Here is a 21504-nt window from a genome sequence, read left to right on the forward strand (position 1 = left end):
CATTCGCTGGTACAACGAAAAGCGAATCAAGCTTTCCCTAGGGGCACGCAGCCCCCTAGAGTATCGGGAAAGTCTTGGTTTGGCAGCATAAACAAGTCCAAGATTTTGTCCGCACCCCCTGCTGGTCAAAATTCGACGCTGATTGACACTCATGGTCGACAGCCAGCATTCGGCCGATATGGCCCGCCGCCTGCCGAATGCACGGCTCACGCTCTACCCCAACTCGGGGCACGGGGGCGTTTTCCAGTACTACCGGGCCTTTGTGCCCGCAGTGCTGGACTTCCTCGCGGACTGATCCGCTCAGAAAAGAATGGAAAAAACCGGAATGGAAAATCAAAGCATGAAAGCGCTCACCTTCAAACGCTACGGCAAGTCGCCCGAGATCGGGCTTCGCGATGTACCCCGCCCCACGCTCAAGGACGACGAACTACTGGTACAGGTTCACGCTGCCGGCCTGAACCCGATCGACAACATGATTCCAACCGGCATGTTCAAGCCGGTGCTGCGTTTCCAGCTGCCGGCCACGCTGGGCAGCGACCTGGCCGGCGTGGTGACCGAGGTTGGCCGCAACGTGACCCGCTTCAAGCCGGGCGATGCCGTCTTCGCCAGCATATTCGACCTTGGCACGGGATCGCTGGCCGAGTTCGCGGTGGTGCCGGAGCGCGCCGCCGCGCTGAAGCCGGCCAATCTGGACTTCGTGCAGGCCGCGTCGATCCCGATGGTCGGCCTTACCTCGTGGCAGGCGCTAAAGGAACGCGCCAATCTCGAGGCCGGCCAGAAGGTATTCATCCCGGCCGGTTCCGGCGGGATCGGTACCTTTGCCATCCAGCTGGCCAAACACCTGGGAGCTAAAGTGGGCACCACCGCCAGCACGGGCAACGTCGAACTGGTGCGCAGCTTGGGCGCAGACGAGGTGGTCGACTACAAGCAGCAGGCATTCGAGAACGTGCTGCATGGCTACGACGCGGTGCTGGGCACCGTGCGGGGGGACACCATTGAAAAGTCCCTCGCCATCCTCAAGCCGGGAAGCAGGATCGTCTCGCTCATCGGCCCGCTGGATGCCGCATTCGCCCGCGCCAAGCGCCTGAACGTTGTTCTACGGTTCGTATTCGGGCTGATGAGCCGCAAGATCATGCGGCTTGCGAAGAAGCAGGGCGTTACTTACGCGTTTCTCTTCGTGCGTCCGGACGGTGCCCAGCTGGGGCAGATCAGCCAGCTGCTTGAGACAGAACGCATCAAGCCAGTAATCGACAAGGTGTTCCCGTTCGAACAGGCCAAGGAGGCGCTTGCCTACCTCGCCCAGGGTCATGCCAGGGGCAAGGTGGTGGTCAAGATGCGGTGAACGGGTAGCCGATGGCGTCAATCGGGCCGGGGGCCGGATTTTTGTGTAACGGATGCACACCGGACGGACCAACCATCCTGCGAGCACACCGGCCGGCACCAGCATCCCGGCACCCTCTACGATTGAAAGCCAAGTGCCGTACCGCGTTCATAGTTTATTCCGCCACAGAAAAACGTTCCTTCAGGTTGAATATTCTTGGACTAATAATATTTGAAATTCAGAATTATTTACTGCTCAAATCCGGGAAGGCATCGAATAAGCCCCTGCTCTACTTTAGTCCGGTTTTACCCTGGTTTTATACCAGGGATATTTGAACACCCCCCCTGATTAGCTCTATTCAGCCAGATGAAACCATGCTGAAAATTTCTATCTAACACACATTTTATTAATGGAAATAATATGAAATACAAAGCTTTTGGCAAAACCGGCTTGCGTGTATCACAGGTAGCACTGGGCACGGGAAACTTCGGCACTGGTTGGGGATATGGCGCAGACCCGGATGTGGCTGCGGCCATCTTCAACACCTATGCCGAGGCGGGTGGTAATTTCATTGATGCCGCAGACATCTATCAATTCGGCCAGGCAGAGGAGTTGCTTGGAGCGCTCCTGAACGGACGGCGCGAGGATTTTGTCTTGACCACCAAATTCACCAATGGCGCCACGCCCAATGCCAACCGGCTAGTAACCGGCAATAGCCGCAAGGCAATGGTTGCCTCAGTGGAGGCCAGCCTGAAACGTCTCAAGACTGATCGGATCGATATCTACTGGGCGCACCATCCCGATGGAGTAACCCCCATCGAGGAGATTGTCCGTGGCTTTGAGGACTTGGCGCGCGCCGGCAAGATTCTTTATGCCGGATTGTCTAATTTTCCCGCGTGGCGGCTTTCCCGTGCAGTCACGCTCGCCGAATTAACTCATGCGGTCCCTATCGCGGCGGCACAGTTCGAGCACAGTCTGGTGCACCGCGAGCCAGAAGCGGATCTCTTTCCGGCATCGCTTGAGTTAGGCCTTGGGATCGTTACCTGGTCGCCATTGGGCGGTGGCATGCTGACTGGCAAGTATCGAAAAGGGGATAAGGGGCGTGCCGAAGGCTTCGGAGGACGTGTTTTTCAGCCAGAGAACTCAACCCAGCGCACGCTGACTCTTGATTCAGTGCTGGCAATTGCAGAGGAGCTGGGTGTTAGTGCCAGCCAGGTCGCCATCGCCTGGGCAGGGACACATGGCGCCGTGCCCATTATCGGGCCGCGTTCGCAGGCTCAACTCAGGGACAATCTCGACGCACTGGCTCTGCCTCTGTCACCCGAGCAGATTAATCGTCTTGATGCGGTGAGTAGTCTGGGGCTTTCGACGTCAGCCAGAAGGCCGATTTCCTGGGATGATCTTACTATTGTGTAAGCAGGGCATATAAATCGCTCTGATTTGTTAGAAACTTTGTGACAGCAGCCAAGGCGAAAGCAGGCATAGCACTCGTACTTGCAATCGTCCGCTTTGGCCGACGACCAGCAACAGCCACTCATAGTTAGATCAAGAGTGGCTGTTTTCAATAAGAAAACAGCCATCTACGTATCTAGTAACTTTGTGGCGATTCATTCAGCACCAAGCTCTTTTGGGTGCTTGCCACTGCGAATAGATCGGGATCGATTCAGGCCAGCCCAAACGTTTTCCGCAGGCCCTTCTCGACAGGGCCGGCGGGCATGAAGCGGCGCAACCTGGCCAGAAGAGAGGCCTCGCCTTTCGGGGTATGGCGCATCTTCCAGGCGCCCAGGGCGGCGTTGACAATCGTGGCGGCGACGCCATCGGGGTCGGGCGCTTTCTGTACATTGTCCTGGATCGCCCGGGTCACGACGCCGAGTTCAGCGTCGTAGTCGGGGATTCTGGAAGCGGTCTGTGGCGCGTTGAGATCGAGATTGGTTTTGGTAAAGGAGGGTTCGACCAGCGCCACGCGAATGCCGAATTGGCGTACCTCGTGATCCAGGGTCTCGGACAGCCCTTCGACGGCATGCTTGGACGCCGAGTAGAGCGCCATGTACGGCGCGGGCAGGAAACCCAGTACCGAACTGACATTGACGATGCGGCCGGAACGCTGCTCGCGCATGTGCGGCAGCACGGCCTTGATCACGCGCAGGAGGCCGAACAGGTTGGTATCGAACAGCGTCTGGGCTTCGGCAATCGACGTTGCTTCTGCCGCACCCAGCAGGGTCGTACCCGCGCTGTTGACCAGCACGTCGATACGCTGGGCCAGCTGAATGATGGTCTGGATGCCGCGCGCAATCGAGGCGTCGTCGCGAATGTCCATTTCGATGAGGGTAACACCCGGTATGGCCTGTGCTTTGGCCGTGTTGCGCACCGTGCCGAATACGCAGCACCCCTGCTCGGCGAACTTCCCTGCGGTGGCACGACCGATACCCGACGACACGCCGGTGATGAGGACAACAGTCTGATGCTTCATGACAATTCCTTTTCGATACAGAAAGACAGCGATTGTGTACCGCAGGACAGGCCGCCTTGGCGGCCCGTCGTCACACCGGCGTCCCAGCCAGCGGTCGGCTGACGCTGTCGGGACGGATCCTGAACCAGATCGCGTACATCGCCGGCAGGAACACCAGGGTCAGGATCGTTCCGGCGAAGGTGCCGCCGATCAGCGTGTAGGCCAGCGTTCCCCAGAACACCGAATGGGTCAGCGGGATGAAGGCCAGGATCGCGGCCAGCGCGGTCAGGATCACCGGGCGTGCACGCTGCACGGTCGCTTCGACCACCGCGCGGAAGGGGGCCAGCCCGGCCTGTTCGTTCTCACGAATCTGCCCGATCAGGATCAGCGTGTTGCGCATCAGGATGCCCGACAGCGCGATCAGGCCGACCAGCGCATTGATGCCGAAGGGCTGCTGGAACAGCAGCAAGGTCGGCACCACGCCGATCAGCCCCAGCGGACTGGTGAGGAACACCATCACCATGCCCGCGATGGAGCGCACCTGCAGGATGAGGATGAGCAGGGTGATGGCCAGCATGATGGGGAATATCGGCAGCATGGCGACCGTCGCCTTGCCTGATTCCTCGATGGCGCCGGCCTCCACGATGCGATAGCCCGCCGGCAGCCTGGCCACGATAGGCTGGAGTTGCCGGGTAATGACCGTTGACACGTCCGGCGGCTGCAGGCCTTCGGCGATGTCGCCCCGCACCGTGATCGTCGGCATGCGGTCGCGCCGGCGCATGATGGGTGCCTCCATGCGCACCTCGACCTTGCCCACCTGCGACAGCGGGATGCGCTGCCCGTTGGCGCCTGCCAGGGTGAAATCGCCGATCCTGGCCGGGTCGAGCCGGCTGTCGCCCGCTGAGCGCGCGACGACCTGCACCGTGCGAATGTCTTCCCGCACCGCCGTCACCGGAATGCCACTGAGCAGGAATTGCAGCTGTTGCGCCACCGCGCTGGAGCTCAGCCCGACAGCCTGCAAGCGGTCCTGCTGCAAGGTGAAGTGCAGCGTGGGCACGCGCACTCCCCAGTCTGTGTTGACGGTGCGCATCATCGGGCTGGCGCCCATGACCTGCTGCACCTCGGTGGCAAGTGTACGCAGCACCTCCGGATCCGGGCCGCTGACCCGGTAGGCCACCGGGAACGGCGAATACGGGCCGAACACCAGCTGAGTGACGCGCACCCGCGCCTCGGGGGCCAGACCGTCGGCGACAGCCTGCCGCAGCCGGTGTTTCAACGCTTCGCGCTCGTCCTGGCTGTCCGTGCGCACCACGATCTTGGCAAACGACGGATCGGGCAGCTCCGGCCCCATCGAGAGGAAGAAGCGCGGCGCGCCCTGGCCAACGTAGGCGGTGACGATCCTGGCTTCCGCCTGCCTGGCCAGCCAGGCTTCCACCTTCCCGGCCGCGGCGCTGGTCTGGGTAATCGACGTGCCATAGGGCATCTGCACCTCGACCAACACTTCCGGCCGGTCGGAGATCGGGAAGAACTGTTTCTTGACCAGGCACATGCCGAGCACCGACACCACGAACAGGCCGATCACCGCGCCGGCGACGAGCCACTTGCGGGCAATGACGCGCCCCAGCAGTTGACGGAAGCGGTTGTAGCGTGGGGTGTCGTAGATCGCCTCGTGACCGCCTGCCACCTTCTTGAAGTCGGGCAACAGCTTGACGCCCAGGTAGGGGGTGAACACCACCGCAACCACCCACGAGGCGATGAGTGCGATGCCCACAATCCAGAACATATTGCTGGTGTACTCGCCCGCCGTGGACCGGGCGAAGCCATTGGGCATGAAGCCAACCGCCGTGACCAGCGTGCCCGACAGCATGGGCGCTGCGGTGTGGCTCCAGGCGTAGGCCGAAGCTTTGACGCGGCTGTAGCCTTCTTCCATCTTCACCACCATCATCTCGATGGCGATGATGGCATCGTCCACCAGCAGGCCCAGCGCCAGGATCAGCGAGCCCAGCGTGATGCGGTCGAAGTTCTTGCCGGTCGCCAACATCACCGCAAACACGACAGCCAGTGTCAACGGAACAGCCGCGGCGACCACGAGCCCCACGCGCCAGCCCATGCTCACGAAGCTCACCAGCATCACCACCAGCACCGCGGCGAAGAACTTGACCATGAACTCATCGACCGCCGAGCTGATGTTGACGGCCTGGTCGGTTACTTTGCTCAGGCTCATGCCCAGCGCTTGCTCTGCGTTGATCGCCCCGACTTCGCTATCCAGTGCCTTGCCCAGATCCAGCCCGTTCCAGCCATCGCGCATGATCACACCCAGCAACAGCGCCGGTTCGCCGCCATTACGGATCATGAATGTCGCCGGGTCTTCGTAGCCGCGTTTGACGGTGGCGATGTCCGACAGCTTCAGCGTGCGGCCTTGCGCCACCACCGGTGTGTCGCGGATTTTCTGCAGCTGGTCGAAGGCACCATCCAGACGGATGAACACCTCCGGCCCCCTGGTCTCCACCGCGCCGGCCGGCGTCAGCGCGTTCTGGCTATTGAGGGCGGCGAACACGTCCTGTGGGCTGACGCCCAGCGTGGCCAGGCGATCGTGTGAGAACTCGACATAGATCCGCTCCGCCTGCTCGCCAACGATGTTGACCTTCTTCACGCCCGGCACGTGCAGCAGGCGCTGGCGCAGCGTTTCCGCGTCGCGAACGAGCTCGCGCTGCGGCACGCCCCTGGCCTTGAGCGCGTACAAGGCGAAAGTCACGTCGGCGTATTCGTCGTTGAGAAACGGCCCGACCACGCCGGGTGGCAGATTCCGCACTTCGTCGCCGACCTTTTTACGGGCCTGGTAGAACTCCTCTTTCACTTCCGACGGCGGGGTGCTGTCCAGCAGGGTCAGCGTGGTGAAAGCCAGGCCCGGGCGGGTGTAGGTCTCGCTACGGTCATACCAGCGCAACTCCTGCAGGCGCTTCTCGATCTTCTCGGCCACCTGGTCCTGCATCTCCTGCGCGGTCGCGCCGGGCCAGGCGGTGACGATGGTCATCACCTTGATCGTGAATGAGGGGTCCTCTGCCCGTCCCAGCTTGAAGAAGGACACGACGCCCGCCAGCGAGATCAGCAGGATCAGGAACAGCGTCACGGCACGTTCGCGTACCGCGAGCGCCGACAGGTTGAAACGGCCCACGCTCACGGCTGGACTCCTTCTGCGGCAGTGGCGGCGGTCTGGTCAGCCACCCGGACCTGCTCGCCTTCGCGCAGCAGGTGCGCGCCGAGCGCGACGATCCGGTCGCCTTGCCTGATCTGGCCGGCAATGCGCGCGCCATCGTCTCCCAGATGCAGGATGCTGACCGGCCGCCAGGAAGCTTTGGCTGGCTTGCCAGCGATCACCCATACCCCCGGCCCCTTGCCCGCATCGAACAGCGCACCGATTGGCACCTGCATGCTGCCGTTCACTGCGGCATGCCCGTCCGGAATCCGGATGGTTACCGTGGCTCCCAGCGGAGCGTCAGCCAAATCACCCTCCAGCACATAGCGCGCTTCGAAGGTGCGGGTGAGCCGGTCGGCGGCACCGGAAAGCTGGCGGAGTCTGGCCGGAACGCTCACGTCTTCCCTGCCGAACAGCGTGGCCTGCCCACTGGAGCCGACCGCGGGGCGCAGCGTTTCCGGCAACTGGATGACCGCCTCGCGGCGACCGGTGTGGGCCAGACGCACCACGGCCTGTCCTGCACCCACGACCTGGCCGGGCTCGGCCAGCGTTTCCATCACCACCCCATCGCCATCGGCCACCAGTTCCGTGTAGCGGCTGGCATTGCGGGCCACGTCGGCCTGCGCTTCGGCCGCGCTGAGCTGGGCTTTGGCGGCATCGGCGGCCGCCTTGGCCTGGTCGTAGGCGGAAGCCGATATCGCCCCGGTGCCGCGCAGGTCGCGATAGCGGGCTTCGTCCTGTGCCGTCTGTTGCGCCCGCGCCCGCGCCGCGGCGACCGCCTCCAGCTGTGCCTGTGCGGCCAACTTGAGATCGGCCGGGTCGATCCGCATCAAAGGTTGGCCGCGCTTGACGGTTTGCCCGGTGTCCACCAGACGCTCCAGCACCTTGCCGGAGACCCGGAAGCCGAGATCGCTCTGTACCCGGGCGGCTATGGTGCCAGTGAAGGAGCGTGATTCAGGGCTGACCCCCTGAACGATAGCGGCACGCACCAGGGGTGTGCCGGTGCGTGGGTCGGATTGTGTTTTTTCGCCGCAAGCGACCAGGGCAAACGGCAAAGCACAAATGACTGTAGAGATAGCAAGGCGATGCCGAAGCATGAAAGTCCCTTTGACTAAGTGATCGGGACTTTCAGTATTGTTCTTGTGACTAACTTAGTCAATGGTCACAACTTATCTGTATCATCACGGCGACAGGCTGCGCAGCACCAGACTGGAAAGTTGCGCGGGTGCTTCCTCGGTGTTCTCGAAGTTGTACTGCAACAGTAGCGGATGCAGATAAGGGCGCATCACCAGGTAAATCGCTTTGGCGGTTTCATCGAGTGGAGTCTTGCGCTCAAAGTCCCCGCTTAGTCGCCCCTGCTGCACGATGTCCTGCAGCAGGCCCTGAATACGCGCCTCGTAGGCGACCGTCGCCTGCCAGCGCTCGCCCGCAGCCGACGCGGCGATCTCATAGAGTTTGCGATCCTGGAAAAACAGCCGCAGGCTGGATTCCACAATGGTTCTGAACATCCGCCGCAGTTTCTCCGGCGGTCGCTCTGCGGCGTCTACTGCGGCTCTGACATCGTTCTCGATCTCGCGCAGGCAGTTGGCACAGATCATCTCGCCGATGGCCTGCTTGGACTCGAAGAACTTGTAGATATAGGCCTTGGAAAAACCGATGGCTTTGGCGAGATCGGACACCGTGGTCTTCTCGTAGCCATAGAGGCTGAAGTGTTCGGTGGCGGCAGCAACGATCTGATCGCGCACGTCGTGGTCGGCCGGGCCGCGGGCCGGACTGGGGGAGGCATTGGCATTTTTCATGGGCTTTAGCTTAGCGGGACTTCTAAAAATTGACAACGAGTGACTAGAATGTATTATGGTCACAATAGTTCATTCTGATTCGGAGCCACCCGTGCCAGCCAAACGTCCTCTTGTCTTGCTCATCACCGCCAGCCTGTTGACCGGCTGTGCCGTCGGTCCCGACTATGCCCGGCCCGACATGCCGATGCCTGAACGCTATCTGGGCGCTACCGCAGTGGAACAGCGAAATGCCTCCACCGGTGCCGACCTGGCGGCATGGTGGACGGGGTTCGGTGATCCGCAACTGAGTCGATACGTCATGCTGGCGTTGGCGCAGAATCTCGATCTCGCGCAGGCATCCGCCCGCGTCGTCCAGGCGCGGGCCGGCCTGGGAGCAGCCCATGCCGCCTTGCTGCCGGCCGGCAATGTCAGTGGCCAGGCCGCCAGGGCCTACCAGTCCGTTGAAACGCCCGTGGGGCAGGTCCTGAATTCGACACCAGGATTCGACCGTTACGGCAATGCCTATGAGGCCGGTCTCGCTGCCAGCTGGGAGCTGGACTTGTTCGGCGGCTTGCGCCGCGGGCAAGAAGCCGCGCTGGCCGAGTATCAGGCGTCGGCAGCCGGCGCCACGGCCACGCGGCTGGCGGTGGCGGCCCAGACCGCCGACATCTATATCAGCATCCGCGGATTGCAGACCCGACTGAACGTTGCCCACCGTCAGTTGCAGAAACAGCAGGCGCTGCTTGCGACCATCCGGCTGCTCTATGGCAAGGGGCTGGCGGCCGAACTGCAGGTGGACCAGGCCGAAGGGGCGCTGGCCCAGGTCCAGTCCGCGGTGCCCGTGCTCGAAACGGGGCTGGACGCGGCCATGAACGCACTGGATGTGATGCTGGGTTCCTCACCCGGCACGCATCGCGCCGAGCTGGCTGAGGTTGGCTCCATCCCTGCCGCCCCACGCCTTGCCGCCACCGGATCGCCGGGCGAGTTGCTCCGCCGCCGGCCAGACCTGATCGTGGCCGAGCGCCGCCTAGCGGCATCGAATGCACGTATCGGCGTCGCCCTTGCCGAGTATTACCCCAAGCTCACGCTGAGCGGACTGCTCGGCAGCGCAACCGCGGTGTCCGCCGGCAATCTGTTCAGCGGTGGCGCCAGCCAGGCCGCCGGCGTGCTGGGGCTGCGCTGGCGCCTGTTCGATTTTGCGCGCATCAACGCGCAGATCGACCAGGCCAGGGGCCAGGAGGCCGAAAGGTTGGCCGCATACCGGCTGGCCGTACTACGGGCTACAGAGGATGTGGAAAACGCGTTCTCTGCCCTTGTCAAACGCGAGGAACAGGCAGCCGTCCTTGCCCGGGGCGTGGACTCGCTTGGTCGCGCCCGGTCGGCGTCGTTTGCCGCCTATCAAAAAGGGGTCGTCAGCCTGATCGAGGTGCTGCAAGCCGATGAAAGCCTGCTGCGTGCCGCCGACGCGCAAGCACAGGCGCAAACGGAATCGGCACGCGCAGCGGTCGCAGCCTTCAAGGCGCTGGGCGGCGGTTGGCAGCCTCACGAATCAGCGGTTCTGGCAGTCCGGTAGCAACAGGGGCGAACCCGAATTCCTGAGCAAACCAGCTACCGCTCATCTCTCTGCTTTGGCTGATGTACTGTCCTTAAGTAGTTGGTCTAGGTGACTGCTCCCGACCCAAAACGGAAGTTGCTGTGTGAGGAAAGCGGCCGTTCAATATATAAGTGAGCGGGCCTGCGCAAAAAGCGGCACAGGCCCGCTCGATCCGCCAAGTTAGGCATGTTTTAGTACTAGATTGGCTGTGGAAGAACAATTGGCTTGATGTTGCTTGCCTTGTTGCAAATAACTTTATTGAACCTATTTGCCATCCATGTGTATTTTCCAAGAATGTTGGCGCTCCTATTTTTCAGTCCCGTCTCAATTAGCGCTCTCCAATAATCTAGGTTGATACGTGTTTCGAAGTTGATGGCTGTTTGGTTAGCGGCAATTTTTGAAATCCAAAATGGATCAATGTATGGCGCGTCATAGTCATCCTCTGCCACGAGCTGATGCTTTCTTATTTTAACGATCTCTTCATCTTCGTCTGAGTTTGCCAAGCAAAAATACTTAAGGGAATCTTCATCAATCACGATTACAGGGGCACCACCTGATTTGTCTTTGGCAACGGCATCGACAATTGCTGGACCAAAAATCGTGTTTCCTGAATGATACAAATTTCCAGTAACAATTGAGCCCCTGAGAAGAAAGCCGTGAGCACATATGCCATTTTGGATACGTGCCGCGGCCTCAAAGAGCCACATTGCATCAATATTCGTTGCAGGCGTTGAAATAACGAGGCTGTCTGAACAGTAAATTACTTCTGGCTTCACGATGTAATCATATTTACGGCCAGATACTTCATTTAGCTCGTCGTCCGCTATGTGCCTAGAGGCGTCTGCGATCAATTCATCGAGTTGCTTGAAAAGTCGGAAGCACCTGGCTGCCTCAAAGAACTCACTTTTCGAATACTTGGAGAAACCGAGAAGGTCGCAGTACAGAACATGCCTCAGCTCAAATTTTGACTTTTCGCTAATCATTGTGACAACACCATATGTAAATGCATAACGTCTGAATTCACCGGCAACCTTAACGGTCTGCTTTGGGATGAACGACTCTATGTCCACTTTTGGCCGACAGCAGCCATGCTAGCACATAGGCACAATCCGTCGCTTTGACCCCCTGCCTCGTCTCCCCACCAAGCCACAAGGTTGGCCGCAAGCCCTGTTCCGCTTGCGGCCAACCTTTCACCCCCGCTGCAACTACACCGGCAGGCGACTACCGGCCTTCACCTCGCGCAGCGCCAGGCTGGAGTGGATGGACGCCACGCCCGGCATCTGGCGCAGCACGTTCTCGACAAAATCGCTGTAGGCGTCCAGCGAGGTGGCCACCACCTGCATCAGGTAGTCGGCGTCGCCGGTGATCTTGTGACAGGACAGTACCTGCGGCTGCGCGCACATCGCCGCCTCGAACGCGTTCGGCTCGTTGCCGCCGTGCGCACTGAAGCGGATCTGCACGAAGGCCAGCACGTCCAGCCCCAGCTTGCGGCGGTCGAGATTGGCCTGGTAGTCCTTGATATAGCCCTCGTCTTCCAGCCGTTTCAGGCGCCGCCAGCATGGCGTCACGCTTAGCGACAGCTGCTCCGCCAGCCGGGGGTTGGACAGCGTGCCGTCCTGCTGCAGCAGACGCAAAATAGTCCGGTCTGCGGCATCCAGTTCGATTTTTGGTTTATTTGTACTCATTTTCGCCACTGAGAGAGTCTGTTCATATCGCAGGATAGCGAATGGCGGGCGCTTAAAGCAAAGTAAATCCAGCCGTGCCGCCACATACTGATTGCCGTCACCTTCCCCTGTACGGCACAACGTCATGCTTACCATCTACAGCAATGCCCATCGTCTGCACCACGCCACCGAGCTGAAAGACGGCGTCCTGAAGCCCTGTTTCGAGATGCCGAGCCGCGCCGACACCATCCTGGCGCGGGTGCAGGCCGTCGGCCTCGGCGAGGTCATCGCGCCGCGTGAATTCGGCAGCGCCAGTTATGCCCGCGTGCACAGCGAGCGCTATGTACGCTTTCTGGAACAGGCGTGGAGCGAATGGCAGGCGCTGGGCCGCCAGCACGACGCGCTGCCGCTGATCTGGCCGGTGCGCGACCTGCGCAGCGATATCGAGCCGCAGCATATCGACGGCAAACTGGGCTTCTACGCCATGGATGCCGGCGTGGCCATCACCGCCGGCACCTGGCAGGCGGTAAAGACCAGCGCCGATCTGGCGCTGACCGGCATGGCCGCACTGACGCAGGGCGAACACAGCGCCTTCGCCCTGTGCCGCCCGCCCGGCCACCACGCCGCCGCCGAGTACATGGGCGGCTACTGCTACCTGAACAATGCCGCCATCGCCGCCCAGCACGCGCTGGACAACGGCGCCAAACGGGTGGCGGTGCTGGACGTGGACTACCACCACGGCAACGGCACGCAGAGCATCTTCTATGACCGCGCCGACGTGATGTTCACTTCGCTGCACGGCGACCCGCTCCATTCCTACCCCTACTTCCTCGGCCACCGTGACGAAACCGGCCGTGGCGCCGGTCTGGGTTTCAATCACAACTACCCGCTGCCGCACGGCACCGGCTGGGACGGCTACGGCGCGGCGCTTGCCCATGCCTGCGACGCGATTGCCGCCTACGCCCCGGACGCGGTAGTGATCTCGCTGGGGGTGGATACCTTCAAGGACGACCCGATCAGCCACTTCCGGCTGGAAAGCGAAGACTTCCTCAAGATCGGCCAGACCATCGCCGGCATCGGCCGCCCGACCCTGTTCGTGATGGAAGGCGGCTACATGGTCGACGACATCGGCGTCAACGCGGTGAATGTGCTGCGCGGCTTCGAGGGCCAGCGCTGAGCCAGCCTGCCCGCCATGGGCATCACCAGCCGCGGGCCACGCCCGCCATGCACTGAAGGACGGAACATGACGCGTTACATCGACGTAAACGATATCAAACAACTCCTGGCAACCATCGGCACCGAGCCGTTCATTCTGGGCTTGGTCGACTATATCCGGGCCGACTATCTGCGCTGGGATGAATTCCAGAAATGCGCCCGGGTGGCCAATCACTCTCCCGATGGCGTGATTGAGCTGATGCCGGCCTCGGACGAGGCACTGTACGGCTTCAAATATGTGAATGGCCACCCGAAAAACACCGGGCAAAACCTGCTGACAGTGATGTCGTTTGGCGTACTGGCCAGCGTGGACAGCGGCTTCCCGCTGCTGTTGAGCGAATTCACCATTACCACCGCCTTGCGCACCGCCGCCACCTCGGCGCTGGCCGCCAGCGTACTGGCCCGCAAGAACGCCCGCAGCATGGCGGTGATCGGCAACGGCGCGCAGAGCGAGTTCCAGATTCTCGCGTTCCGCGCCCTGCTCGGCATTAACGAGGTACGCGTCTACGACATCGACCCCGCCGCCACGGCCAAGCTGCAGCGCAATCTGGCCGGCGTCCCCGGCCTGCACATCATCGCCGCGCCATCGGTGCCGGCAGCGGTACGCGGCGCGGACATTGTCACCACCGTCACCGCCGACAAGAATTACGCCACCATCCTGACCCCGGACATGATTGAGCCGGGCATGCATCTCAATGCAGTGGGCGGCGACTGCCCCGGCAAGACCGAGCTCCATGCCGACATCCTGTCCGCGGCACGGGTAGTGGTCGAGTTCGAGCCGCAAAGCCGAATCGAAGGCGAAATTCAGCAAATGCCTGCCGACTTCCCGGTCACCGAGCTGTGGCAGATTCTCCGCCAATCAGCCCCCGGTCGCGAACACGAGACACAAGTGACGGTGTTCGATTCCGTCGGTTTTGCCATCGAAGACTTTGCGGCATTGCGTTATCTGCACGAGCTGGCCCCCGCCCACCATATCGGCAGCGTCATCGACCTGGTGCCGGCCGCCCCCGATCCCAAAGACTTGTACGGCTTCATGCGCGTAGCAGCTATGCCCGAGCGCACGCCGCGTCCTGTACCGGTTTTGCAATAAAGCGTTCCACCCAGCGCCAGACCGCGGGAGAAAACACTGCGCCCAGACGCAGCCTGCCCCGGCATCACGGCAATCCCGATCTACATTCAGGAGAACACATGAGAAACTTTGCGAAACTGGGCCTGTTTGCCGCCGCGGCACTCACCCTCTCCGCCTGCGGCAAGCAGGAAGCAAGCGCCACCGCGCCGGACAATGCGGCCGCCGCCGGCGTCGAAACCATCAAGATCGGCCAGGTATCGCCGCTGACCGGCCCGATCTCGCACCTGGGCAAGGATGTCGAATTCGGCGCCAAGCTGGCGATCGATGACCTCAACGCCGCCGGCGTGGAAATCGGCGGCAAGAAAGTGCGCTTCGAGCTGGTCTCCGAGGACGACCAGGGCGACCCCAAGATCGGCACCCAGGTGGCGCAGCGCCTGATCGACGCCGGCGTGGTGGGCGTGGTCGGGCACCTGAACTCCGGCACCACCATCCCGGCCTCGCGCATCTACTCCGATGCCGGCATCCCGCAGATCTCGCCATCCGCCACCAACCCCGATTACACCCGGCAAGGCTACAAGACCACCTTCCGCATGATCGCCAACGACGTGCAGCAAGGCACGGCGCTGGGGCAGTTCGCCATCGATACGCTGAAGGCGAAAACGGTGGCGGTGGTGGACGACCGCACCGCCTATGGCCAAGGTCTGGCCGACGAATTCGCCAAGGCCGTCACCGCCAAGGGCGGCACGGTGGTGAAGCGCGAATTCACCACCAATACCGCCACCGACTTCAATGCCATCCTGACCGCGATCAAGGGTGCCCAGCCGGATGTGGTGTTCTACGGCGGCATGGACGCCCAGGCCGGGCCGATGGCCAAGCAGATGAAGCGTCTCGGCATCAAGGCCAAGCTGATGGGCGGCGACAGCATGCAGACCCCGGAATTCATCAAGCTGGCGGGCGATGCCGCCGAGAGCCTGTACGCCTCCGCCTGCGGCCTGCCGCGCGACAAGATGCCGGGCTTTGCCGCCTTCAACACCAAGTTCCAGAGCAAGTTCAACACCGAAATCCAGGTGTTCTCGCCGTACGAATACGATGCCGTGCACGTGCTGGTGGAGGCGATGAAGCGCGCCGGCTCCAGCGACCCGAAGAAATACCTGAGCGAAGTCGGCAAGACCGACTACACCGGCGTTACCGGCAAGGTGTCGTTTGACGCCAAGGGCGACATCAACAACGGCGCGGTCACCGTCTACCAGGTCAAGAATGGCAAGTGGCAGGTGGTGTCCACCGTCGGCGGCGCCTGAGCGGCCATGCCGTGAGCCGGCTTGAGCACGCCGGCTCACGGATTGTTTTTCCTCTGAAAGCAAGTACTTCGGCCAGCCTCGTGCTGGCTTTTTTTTGCGCCGGCGGCCAAGGTTGGCCGCAAGAGCCGTACCTTCGGCGCCGCTCCCGAGCACCGGTGCAATCAGCCCGCAGGTCCTGAAGCCCCCGCTAGCACTGCCGGGGTTTTTGTCTACACTCAGTAAACCCATACATCATGGAGAGAGACGATGAGGCCCCTGCACCTGCTCCTACCGCTACTGATGTGCGCACCGCTGGCATACGCGGCGGATTCCTTCAATCGCCCGGTGCTGAAACCCGGCACGGTATTCGAGACCCGTCACACCGACATGCAGCAGCAAAAAGAGGTGGATCGCTGGAAGGACACCCTGGTCGGCATGGAGGGCGGCCTGTACAAGTTCGAGAGCCGCTCCGCCGACGGCAGCTCGACGTTCTACAGGAACGAAAACCTCAACCCGGTGCGGCTCAGCAAGGGCAGCAAGGAAGTGCGCGAGCTGTACCGCTGGCCGCTGGTGGTCGGGGCAAGCCACAGCTACAGCGCCACCTCCCGCAGCGGCATGCGCGTGGACATGCAGGTCACGATTGCCGGCGTGGAAACACTGACTTTCCAGGGCAAACCTGTCACCGTTACCCGCCACGAGTACACTGGCACCTGGACACAGAACGGCCAGAGCGGCAAACGGGTGGCCACCGACTGGCTATCGCCGGAGCTGGGCTGGGTAGTGCGCTCCGAGTACAAGGAATTCACACCAAGTGGCGAGGTCGGCAGCTGGTGGCTGGACGAGCTGGTGGATTACCGTCCCGGGCAATGATCCGGACCGGGCTCCGGCCACAAAAAAACCGCCAGTCTTGCGTGACTGGCGGTTTTGTTTTGACTGAGTGACCTCGCCTACTGGCAGCCGTCCGGTGTGCAGAACGGTGCGTCGTCCGTGCCAAGGTTGGCCGCACCGGCCAGCAGGCCTTGCAGGTAGCCGGCAAACGCGTCCGGCTTGCCCAGATACGGCGACAGCTCCAGCCGCTGCAGGCGGCCGTTCAGCTCCAGCAGCAACGAGGGGAAGCCACTCAAGCCGTGTGTTGCCATGTCGCGGTGGCTGCGCCCAACGTGGGCGGCAAATTCGCCCTGCTGGCGCTGGTACTCGGCGGCGAAGGCGGCGTCATCCAGCCCCAGTTCCTGCGCCAACTGCTGCAGCACCGCCGGCTCGGCAATGCGCTGCCCTTCCACGTAGTGCGCCTGCTGCAGGCGATGCAGCATGCTCAGCCCGTCCAGCCCCAGTGCCTCGGCGGTGAGGATCGCCAGCGTCGGCGGCGTGCTGTCGAAGACGGCCTGGTTATCCAGCAGCAGGCCGTTGAAGTAAGCGTCGCCAAACGGCTGGCCGGTGAGCTGCTGGATGCGCTGGTCGTGCCCCATCACGTACTGACGCAATTGCGGCGTCACCGGCTGGCGGTTCGGACCGCTCATCATCGCACCGGCGTGCAGCGTGATGGCGAGGCCGTCAACGTTGGCCGCAGCGGCCAGCAGTGGCGCCGCACCGTAGCACCAGCCGCACAGCGGGTCGTAGTAGTAATGCAGGGTGGCGTTTACCATTTCATTTCACCTTTGTTCACCTTGGCGCCGATATCCAGCGCCAGCCCCATGCCGGCCTGCGGATAGGCGCGCTGCATGGCGGCAATCAGTCCGGCGGCATTGTTGGTCTTACCCGCCTCGCTGTCAAAACGCTGCAGGTAGTGGCGGGTGTAGCTGATGGCCGTAGCGTCCAGCGCGCTGCCGGCGGCCATGTGGCCGGGCACCACGATGGCGGGCTTGAGCGCGGCCATCTCGTCCAGCTGCGCGAGCCACGCCTGGCGCTCGGCCGGCTGCTGGGTGTCGGCGGTCCACACGTGCAGGCCACTGAACAGCGCCACATTGCCGGCGATGGCGCGCAGCGACGGAATCCACACATACGGACGGTGCGCCAGCACGCCACGGGTGCCGCGCAATTCGATCTTTTCACCGTCCACGCTCAGGCTGTCTGTTTTCAAGGCACTGGGCACGATGGGCTGCTGCGGTGCGTTGGCGCCCATCTTCGGCCCCCAGAACGCCAGCTTGCCGGCCAGCTTGGCCTGGATCTTGCCGGCTACCGCCGGGGTAGCCACCACCTCGGCCTGCGGGAACAGCTGCTTCAGCACCTCGGCGCCGAAATAGTAATCCGGGTCGGCGTTGCTGATCAGGATGGTTTTCAGCGTCTTGCCGCTGTCCAGCACGTTGGCCGCAATACGGTAGCCGTCGGCGCGGGTGAAGCCGCTGTCGATCACCATCGCCTCGTGCTCGCCACTGACCACCACGGCATTGGCGTGGAAACTGCCCTCTCCGGCGTTGTAGACCTTCAGCTGCAAGGGCTGGCCAGCGTGGGCGGCAGTGCTGGCAACGGCGATGGAGGCGGCGATCAGAGTGGTGCGAATCATGTTCTGTCCTTTCATGGCGGCGGCAGCCGCGTGGTTGATGGACGTCACTATAATTTCCCCATCCGCACAGATAAACCGGATAATCAGCGCATATTTGTTGCACGAATCGAGCAGACAACATGGACAGAGTCACTGCGATGCGGGTATTCGCCGACGTGGCCGCCAGCGGCAGCTTCAGCGCCAGCGCCGAACGGCTGGAGATGTCGCGCGCGATGGTCACGCGCTACGTGGCGGAGATGGAGCAATGGCTGGGCGCGCGACTGCTGCAACGCACTACCCGGCGCGTGACGCTGACCGACGCCGGCGAACAGGCGCTGCGCCGCTGTCTGCAGCTGCTGGCGCTGGTGGCGGAGGTGGAAGACGAGGTGGCACCGGCGGACGGCGGGCTGCGCGGCCAGTTGCGGCTGACCAGCAGCATGTCCTTCGGCCACGCCCATCTGGCGGCGGCGATCGCCGACTTTCTGGCGCGGCATCCGCAGCTCAAGATCGACCTGAACGTCGGCGACGCCGCGCTGAACCTGGTGGAAGCGCGCATCGATCTCGCGATCCGCATCAGCAGCGAGCCGGACCCGGCGCTGATCGCGCGCCCGCTGGCGGTGTGCGATTCGGTGCTGGTGGCCAGCCCCGGCTATCTGGCCGCCACCGGCACGCCGCAGACACCGGCCGAGCTGGCCAGTCACCGCTGCCTGGGGCACAGCAACGTTGGCCGCAGCAGCTGGCGCCTGCAACGCGATGAGGTGCAGGAAACGGTACAAGTCAGCACCCGCTTCACCGCCAACGACGCCACCGTGCTGCTGCACGCGGCACTGGCCGATGGCGGCATCAGCCTGCAGCCAACCTATCTGGCCAATGCTTTACTGCAGGATGGCCGGCTGCAGCCGGTGCTACCAGACTGGCAGCCGCCAGCGATGACCATCTACGCACTGTATCCGTCGCGCCGCCACCTGTCGCCGGCGGTGCGGGCACTGCTGGATTTTCTGGTACAGAGGTTTGCCGCCCCGCCGTGGGTGCGCGTATCGTAAACCCCCGCTCACGACCTGCGGCACTCGCCAACAGGCAAACGCCCGATGCCGTGCATCGGGCGCTTGTGGCCGGCTTGTGCCGTCTGTCGGCTAGTGGCAGCTGCCGCTATTGCAGCGCTTGCAGCTGCCGCAGGCGCCGTCCTGCGTGCTCTTGCCGCCGGCGGTGCGGCCACGCGGCAGGTATTTGCGCAGCAGGTACAAGGCCGCCCCCGCCACCATCAGGCCCACGATGGCCATCTGGATGCCTTCGCTCATCGTCTACTCCTCCATCAGGCCCACAGGGCCGCGATCTGGCGTACCAGCAGCGCGCCGAAATAGGCCAGCGCAAACAGGTAGCCGGTAAAGATAACGGTCGCGCGCAGCGAGTTGGTCTCGCGCCGCACCACGGCAATGGTGGACAGGCACTGCGGCGCGTACACGAACCACGCCAGGTAGGCCAGCGCCACCGGCAGGCCCCAGTCGTGCGCTAGCGCGCCGCCCAGCGCATCCTCGCCGCCGACCGCGTACACGGTGGCCAGCGCGCTGACCGCCACCTCGCGCGCGGCCATCGCCGGAATCAGCGCGATGCACATCTGCCAGCTGAAGCCCAGCGGCTCGAACAAGGGCTGCATCACCTTGCCCAGCATGCCGGCAAAGCTGTACTCGATGGCCGGCAGCGTGGCGTCCACCGGCGCGTGCGGATAGGTGGCCAGGAACCACAGCACGATGGACAGCGCCAGAATGACGGTGCCGACGCGACTGAGGAAGATCCACGCCCGCTCCTTCAGCCCCAGCAGGAAGTGGTAGGCATTGGGCCAGCGGTAGTTGGGCAACTCCAGCAACAGCGGAAAGCCGTGGCCGGCCGACTCGCGGCGGCGCATCAGCCAGGCCACCAGCGCGGCGCTGACGATACCGGCGAGGTACAGCGCGAACAGGGTCAGGCCCTGCAGGTTGAACACGCCCCCCACGCTTTGCTTGGGCACGAAGGCGCCGATCACCAGCGCGTATACCGGCAGCCGCGCCGAGCAGGTCATCAGCGGCGCGGTCAGGATGGTGACCAGGCGCTCTTTCGGATCGGCAATGCTGCGCGTGGACATGATGCCCGGCACCGCGCAGGCGAAACTGGACAGCATCGGAATGAAGGAGCGGCCGGACAGGCCGACGCCGCGCATCATGCGATCCAGCAGGAAGGCGGCGCGCGGCAGGTAGCCGGAATCCTCCAGCGCCAGGATGAAGGCGAACAGGATGATGATCTGCGGCAGGAACACCAGCACGCCGCCGACACCGGCGATCAGGCCGTCCACCACGAAGTCGTGCAGGATGCCGGCCGGCAGCAGCGCACCGGCGGTCTCACCCAGCCAGCCCATGCCGCCGTCGATGGCGTCCATCACCGGCGCGGCCCAGGCGAACACCGCCTGGAACATCAGCAGCAGGATGGCAGCCAGCAGCACCAGACCCAGCACCGGGTGCATCACCAGCGCATCCAACTTGTCCTGCCAGGCCGGCGCGTGCGACGGCGCCGACACGCAGGCCGCCAGCACCTTGTCGATGCGGGCGTACAGGTCTTCCACCGCTTCGCCACGCTCGGGCAGCGCCAGCTTGCCGCTACGGCTGCCGGCGTTGGCGGCGCATTCGGCCAGCGCCGCCTGCAGCTCAGCCACGCCGTGCTTGCGCACGGCCACGGTTTCCACCACCGGCATGCCCAGCTGCTGCGACAGCATCGCGGTATCGATGGTGATGCCGCGGCGGCGCGCGGCGTCGGCCAGGTTCAGCGCCAGGATCATCGGCAGGCCCAGCGCCTGCAATTCCAGCACCAGGCGCAGACCCAGCTTGATATTGGTGGCATCCACCACCGCCACCAGTACGTCCGGTGCGGCCTCGCCGGCCATTTCGCCGAGGATGACGCGGCGCGCCACCTGCTCGTCCGGCGAGGCCACGTACAGGCTGTAGGTGCCGGGCAGGTCGATCAGTTCGGCCGGGCGGCCGAGGCCGGTCAGCGTGCCCAGGCGTTTTTCCACGGTCACGCCGGCGTAGTTGGCCACCTTGGCGCGGGCGCCGGTCAGGCTGTTGAACAGCGCGGTCTTGCCGCAGTTGGGGTTACCCACCAGGGCAAAACGCAAAAGGGATAGGGACATGGCGGAATCAGGCAGGCTGGAGGGTGGTCAGGATCTTGGCCGCTTCGCTGCGGCGCAGGCCGAACTTGGTGCCGTTGATGCGCACGGCCACCGGATCGGCGCCGAACAGGCCGAAGCCGATCACCTGCAGCACGGCGCCGGGTAAAAAGCCCAGCTCCTTCAGGCGCAGCGTCACCTGCGCGTCCAGCTCGCCAAAGTGGCTGTGGCTGGCGATATCGACGATGGTGGCACGGGCGCCCTTGGGCAGCAGATGCAGCGGGGTGGCAGAGTGTGACAAAGCGTGCTCCTTGGCCAGCGTATGCGAG

General features: G+C 63.2%; 21 protein-coding genes. 10 read left to right on the forward strand and 11 right to left on the reverse strand.

From position 1 onward, the window contains the following. From PQU96_RS07510 to PQU96_RS07525, 4 genes are all read left to right on the forward strand, one after another. Window positions 1-91: IS3 family transposase (locus PQU96_RS07510; RefSeq protein WP_272771416.1), on the forward strand; the 91-nt coding region annotated here is incomplete at its 5' end. A 60-nt stretch (window positions 92-151) separates the two neighbouring features. After that, window positions 152-295, forward strand: a complete 144-nt coding sequence (locus tag PQU96_RS07515; RefSeq protein ID WP_272771665.1) for an alpha/beta fold hydrolase — start codon at window positions 152-154, stop codon at window positions 293-295. Window positions 296-325: 30 nt separating this feature from the next. After that, complete coding sequence (locus PQU96_RS07520) at window positions 326-1342, forward strand: NADP-dependent oxidoreductase (protein ID WP_272771666.1); 1017 nt, start codon at window positions 326-328, stop codon at window positions 1340-1342. A 399-nt stretch (window positions 1343-1741) separates the two neighbouring features. Continuing rightward, window positions 1742-2737: an aldo/keto reductase gene (locus PQU96_RS07525; RefSeq protein WP_272771667.1), complete on the forward strand. Its 996-nt coding sequence runs from the start codon at window positions 1742-1744 to the stop codon at window positions 2735-2737. 247 nt (window positions 2738-2984) lie between these two features. Here the strand turns inward: PQU96_RS07525 and PQU96_RS07530 are convergent, their stop codons facing one another. The 4 genes from PQU96_RS07530 to PQU96_RS07545 form a co-directional block, all read right to left on the reverse strand. Continuing rightward, the gene (locus PQU96_RS07530; RefSeq protein WP_272771668.1) at window positions 2985-3791 is read right to left on the reverse strand and encodes an oxidoreductase; all 807 of its coding nucleotides are present in this window, start codon (window positions 3789-3791) and stop codon (window positions 2985-2987) included. A gap of 70 nt (window positions 3792-3861) precedes the next feature. Further along, on the reverse strand, window positions 3862-6951 hold the full coding sequence (locus PQU96_RS07535) for an efflux RND transporter permease subunit (RefSeq protein ID WP_272771669.1): 3090 nt from the start codon (window positions 6949-6951) through the stop codon (window positions 3862-3864). After that, a complete protein-coding gene (locus tag PQU96_RS07540) occupies window positions 6948-8063 on the reverse strand; it encodes an efflux RND transporter periplasmic adaptor subunit (RefSeq protein WP_272771670.1) in 1116 nt (371 codons plus the stop codon). Before PQU96_RS07540 ends, PQU96_RS07535 begins: the two co-directional genes overlap by 4 nt. 84 nt (window positions 8064-8147) lie before the next feature. Next, window positions 8148-8765, reverse strand: coding sequence for a TetR/AcrR family transcriptional regulator (locus PQU96_RS07545; protein ID WP_272771671.1), 618 nt, complete (start codon window positions 8763-8765; stop codon window positions 8148-8150). Window positions 8766-8856: 91 nt separating this feature from the next. Here PQU96_RS07545 and PQU96_RS07550 point away from each other — a divergent pair, with 91 nt between their 5' ends. Continuing rightward, the gene (locus PQU96_RS07550) at window positions 8857-10317 is read left to right on the forward strand and encodes an efflux transporter outer membrane subunit (protein ID WP_272771672.1); all 1461 of its coding nucleotides are present in this window, start codon (window positions 8857-8859) and stop codon (window positions 10315-10317) included. A 218-nt stretch (window positions 10318-10535) separates the two neighbouring features. On the opposite strand, the gene PQU96_RS07555 is transcribed toward PQU96_RS07550, so the two are convergent. Beyond that, window positions 10536-11321, reverse strand: coding sequence for a hypothetical protein (locus PQU96_RS07555; protein ID WP_272771673.1), 786 nt, complete (start codon window positions 11319-11321; stop codon window positions 10536-10538). Window positions 11322-11543: 222 nt separating this feature from the next. Beyond that, window positions 11544-12023, reverse strand: a complete 480-nt coding sequence (locus tag PQU96_RS07560) for an Lrp/AsnC family transcriptional regulator (RefSeq protein ID WP_272771674.1) — start codon at window positions 12021-12023, stop codon at window positions 11544-11546. Window positions 12024-12147: 124 nt separating this feature from the next. Between PQU96_RS07560 and PQU96_RS07565 the strand changes: the two genes are divergently transcribed. The 4 genes from PQU96_RS07565 (at window position 12148) to PQU96_RS07580 (ending at window position 16433) form a co-directional block, all read left to right on the forward strand. Beyond that, window positions 12148-13179 carry a histone deacetylase family protein gene (locus tag PQU96_RS07565; RefSeq protein WP_272771675.1) on the forward strand — a complete coding sequence of 344 codons (1032 nt, stop codon included), beginning with the start codon at window positions 12148-12150 and terminating at the stop codon, window positions 13177-13179. 66 nt (window positions 13180-13245) lie between these two features. Beyond that, window positions 13246-14307 (forward strand): ornithine cyclodeaminase, encoded by a 1062-nt coding sequence (gene ocd, locus PQU96_RS07570; RefSeq protein WP_272771676.1) that lies wholly within the window; start codon window positions 13246-13248, stop codon window positions 14305-14307. A 98-nt stretch (window positions 14308-14405) separates the two neighbouring features. Next, window positions 14406-15584: a branched-chain amino acid ABC transporter substrate-binding protein gene (locus tag PQU96_RS07575; RefSeq protein ID WP_272771677.1), complete on the forward strand. Its 1179-nt coding sequence runs from the start codon at window positions 14406-14408 to the stop codon at window positions 15582-15584. Window positions 15585-15830: 246 nt separating this feature from the next. Beyond that, window positions 15831-16433, forward strand: coding sequence for a hypothetical protein (locus PQU96_RS07580; protein WP_272771678.1), 603 nt, complete (start codon window positions 15831-15833; stop codon window positions 16431-16433). A 77-nt stretch (window positions 16434-16510) separates the two neighbouring features. On the opposite strand, the gene PQU96_RS07585 is transcribed toward PQU96_RS07580, so the two are convergent. Both PQU96_RS07585 and PQU96_RS07590 read right to left on the reverse strand, forming a co-directional pair. Then, on the reverse strand, window positions 16511-17206 hold the full coding sequence (locus tag PQU96_RS07585) for a DsbA family protein (RefSeq protein ID WP_272771680.1): 696 nt from the start codon (window positions 17204-17206) through the stop codon (window positions 16511-16513). Beyond that, window positions 17200-18063, reverse strand: coding sequence for an MBL fold metallo-hydrolase (locus tag PQU96_RS07590; protein ID WP_272771682.1), 864 nt, complete (start codon window positions 18061-18063; stop codon window positions 17200-17202). The genes PQU96_RS07585 and PQU96_RS07590 overlap by 7 nt, the downstream gene beginning before the upstream one ends. A gap of 119 nt (window positions 18064-18182) precedes the next feature. Between PQU96_RS07590 and PQU96_RS07595 the strand changes: the two genes are divergently transcribed. After that, window positions 18183-19085 (forward strand): LysR family transcriptional regulator, encoded by a 903-nt coding sequence (locus tag PQU96_RS07595; protein ID WP_272771683.1) that lies wholly within the window; start codon window positions 18183-18185, stop codon window positions 19083-19085. A 90-nt stretch (window positions 19086-19175) separates the two neighbouring features. Here PQU96_RS07595 and PQU96_RS07600 read toward each other — a convergent pair whose 3' ends face one another. From PQU96_RS07600 to PQU96_RS07610, 3 genes are read right to left on the reverse strand one after another with little or no spacing between them, the layout of a single operon-like run. Next, window positions 19176-19340: a FeoB-associated Cys-rich membrane protein gene (locus PQU96_RS07600; RefSeq protein WP_272771684.1), complete on the reverse strand. Its 165-nt coding sequence runs from the start codon at window positions 19338-19340 to the stop codon at window positions 19176-19178. Window positions 19341-19354: 14 nt separating this feature from the next. Further along, complete coding sequence (gene feoB / locus PQU96_RS07605) at window positions 19355-21199, reverse strand: ferrous iron transporter B (RefSeq protein ID WP_272771685.1); 1845 nt, start codon at window positions 21197-21199, stop codon at window positions 19355-19357. Window positions 21200-21206: 7 nt separating this feature from the next. Then, the gene (locus PQU96_RS07610; protein ID WP_272771686.1) at window positions 21207-21476 is read right to left on the reverse strand and encodes a FeoA family protein; all 270 of its coding nucleotides are present in this window, start codon (window positions 21474-21476) and stop codon (window positions 21207-21209) included. Between the last annotated feature and the right edge of the window lie 28 nt (window positions 21477-21504).

This window comes from Vogesella margarita, from assembly GCF_028548475.1.
GTDB lineage: Bacteria > Pseudomonadota > Gammaproteobacteria > Burkholderiales > Chromobacteriaceae > Vogesella > Vogesella margarita.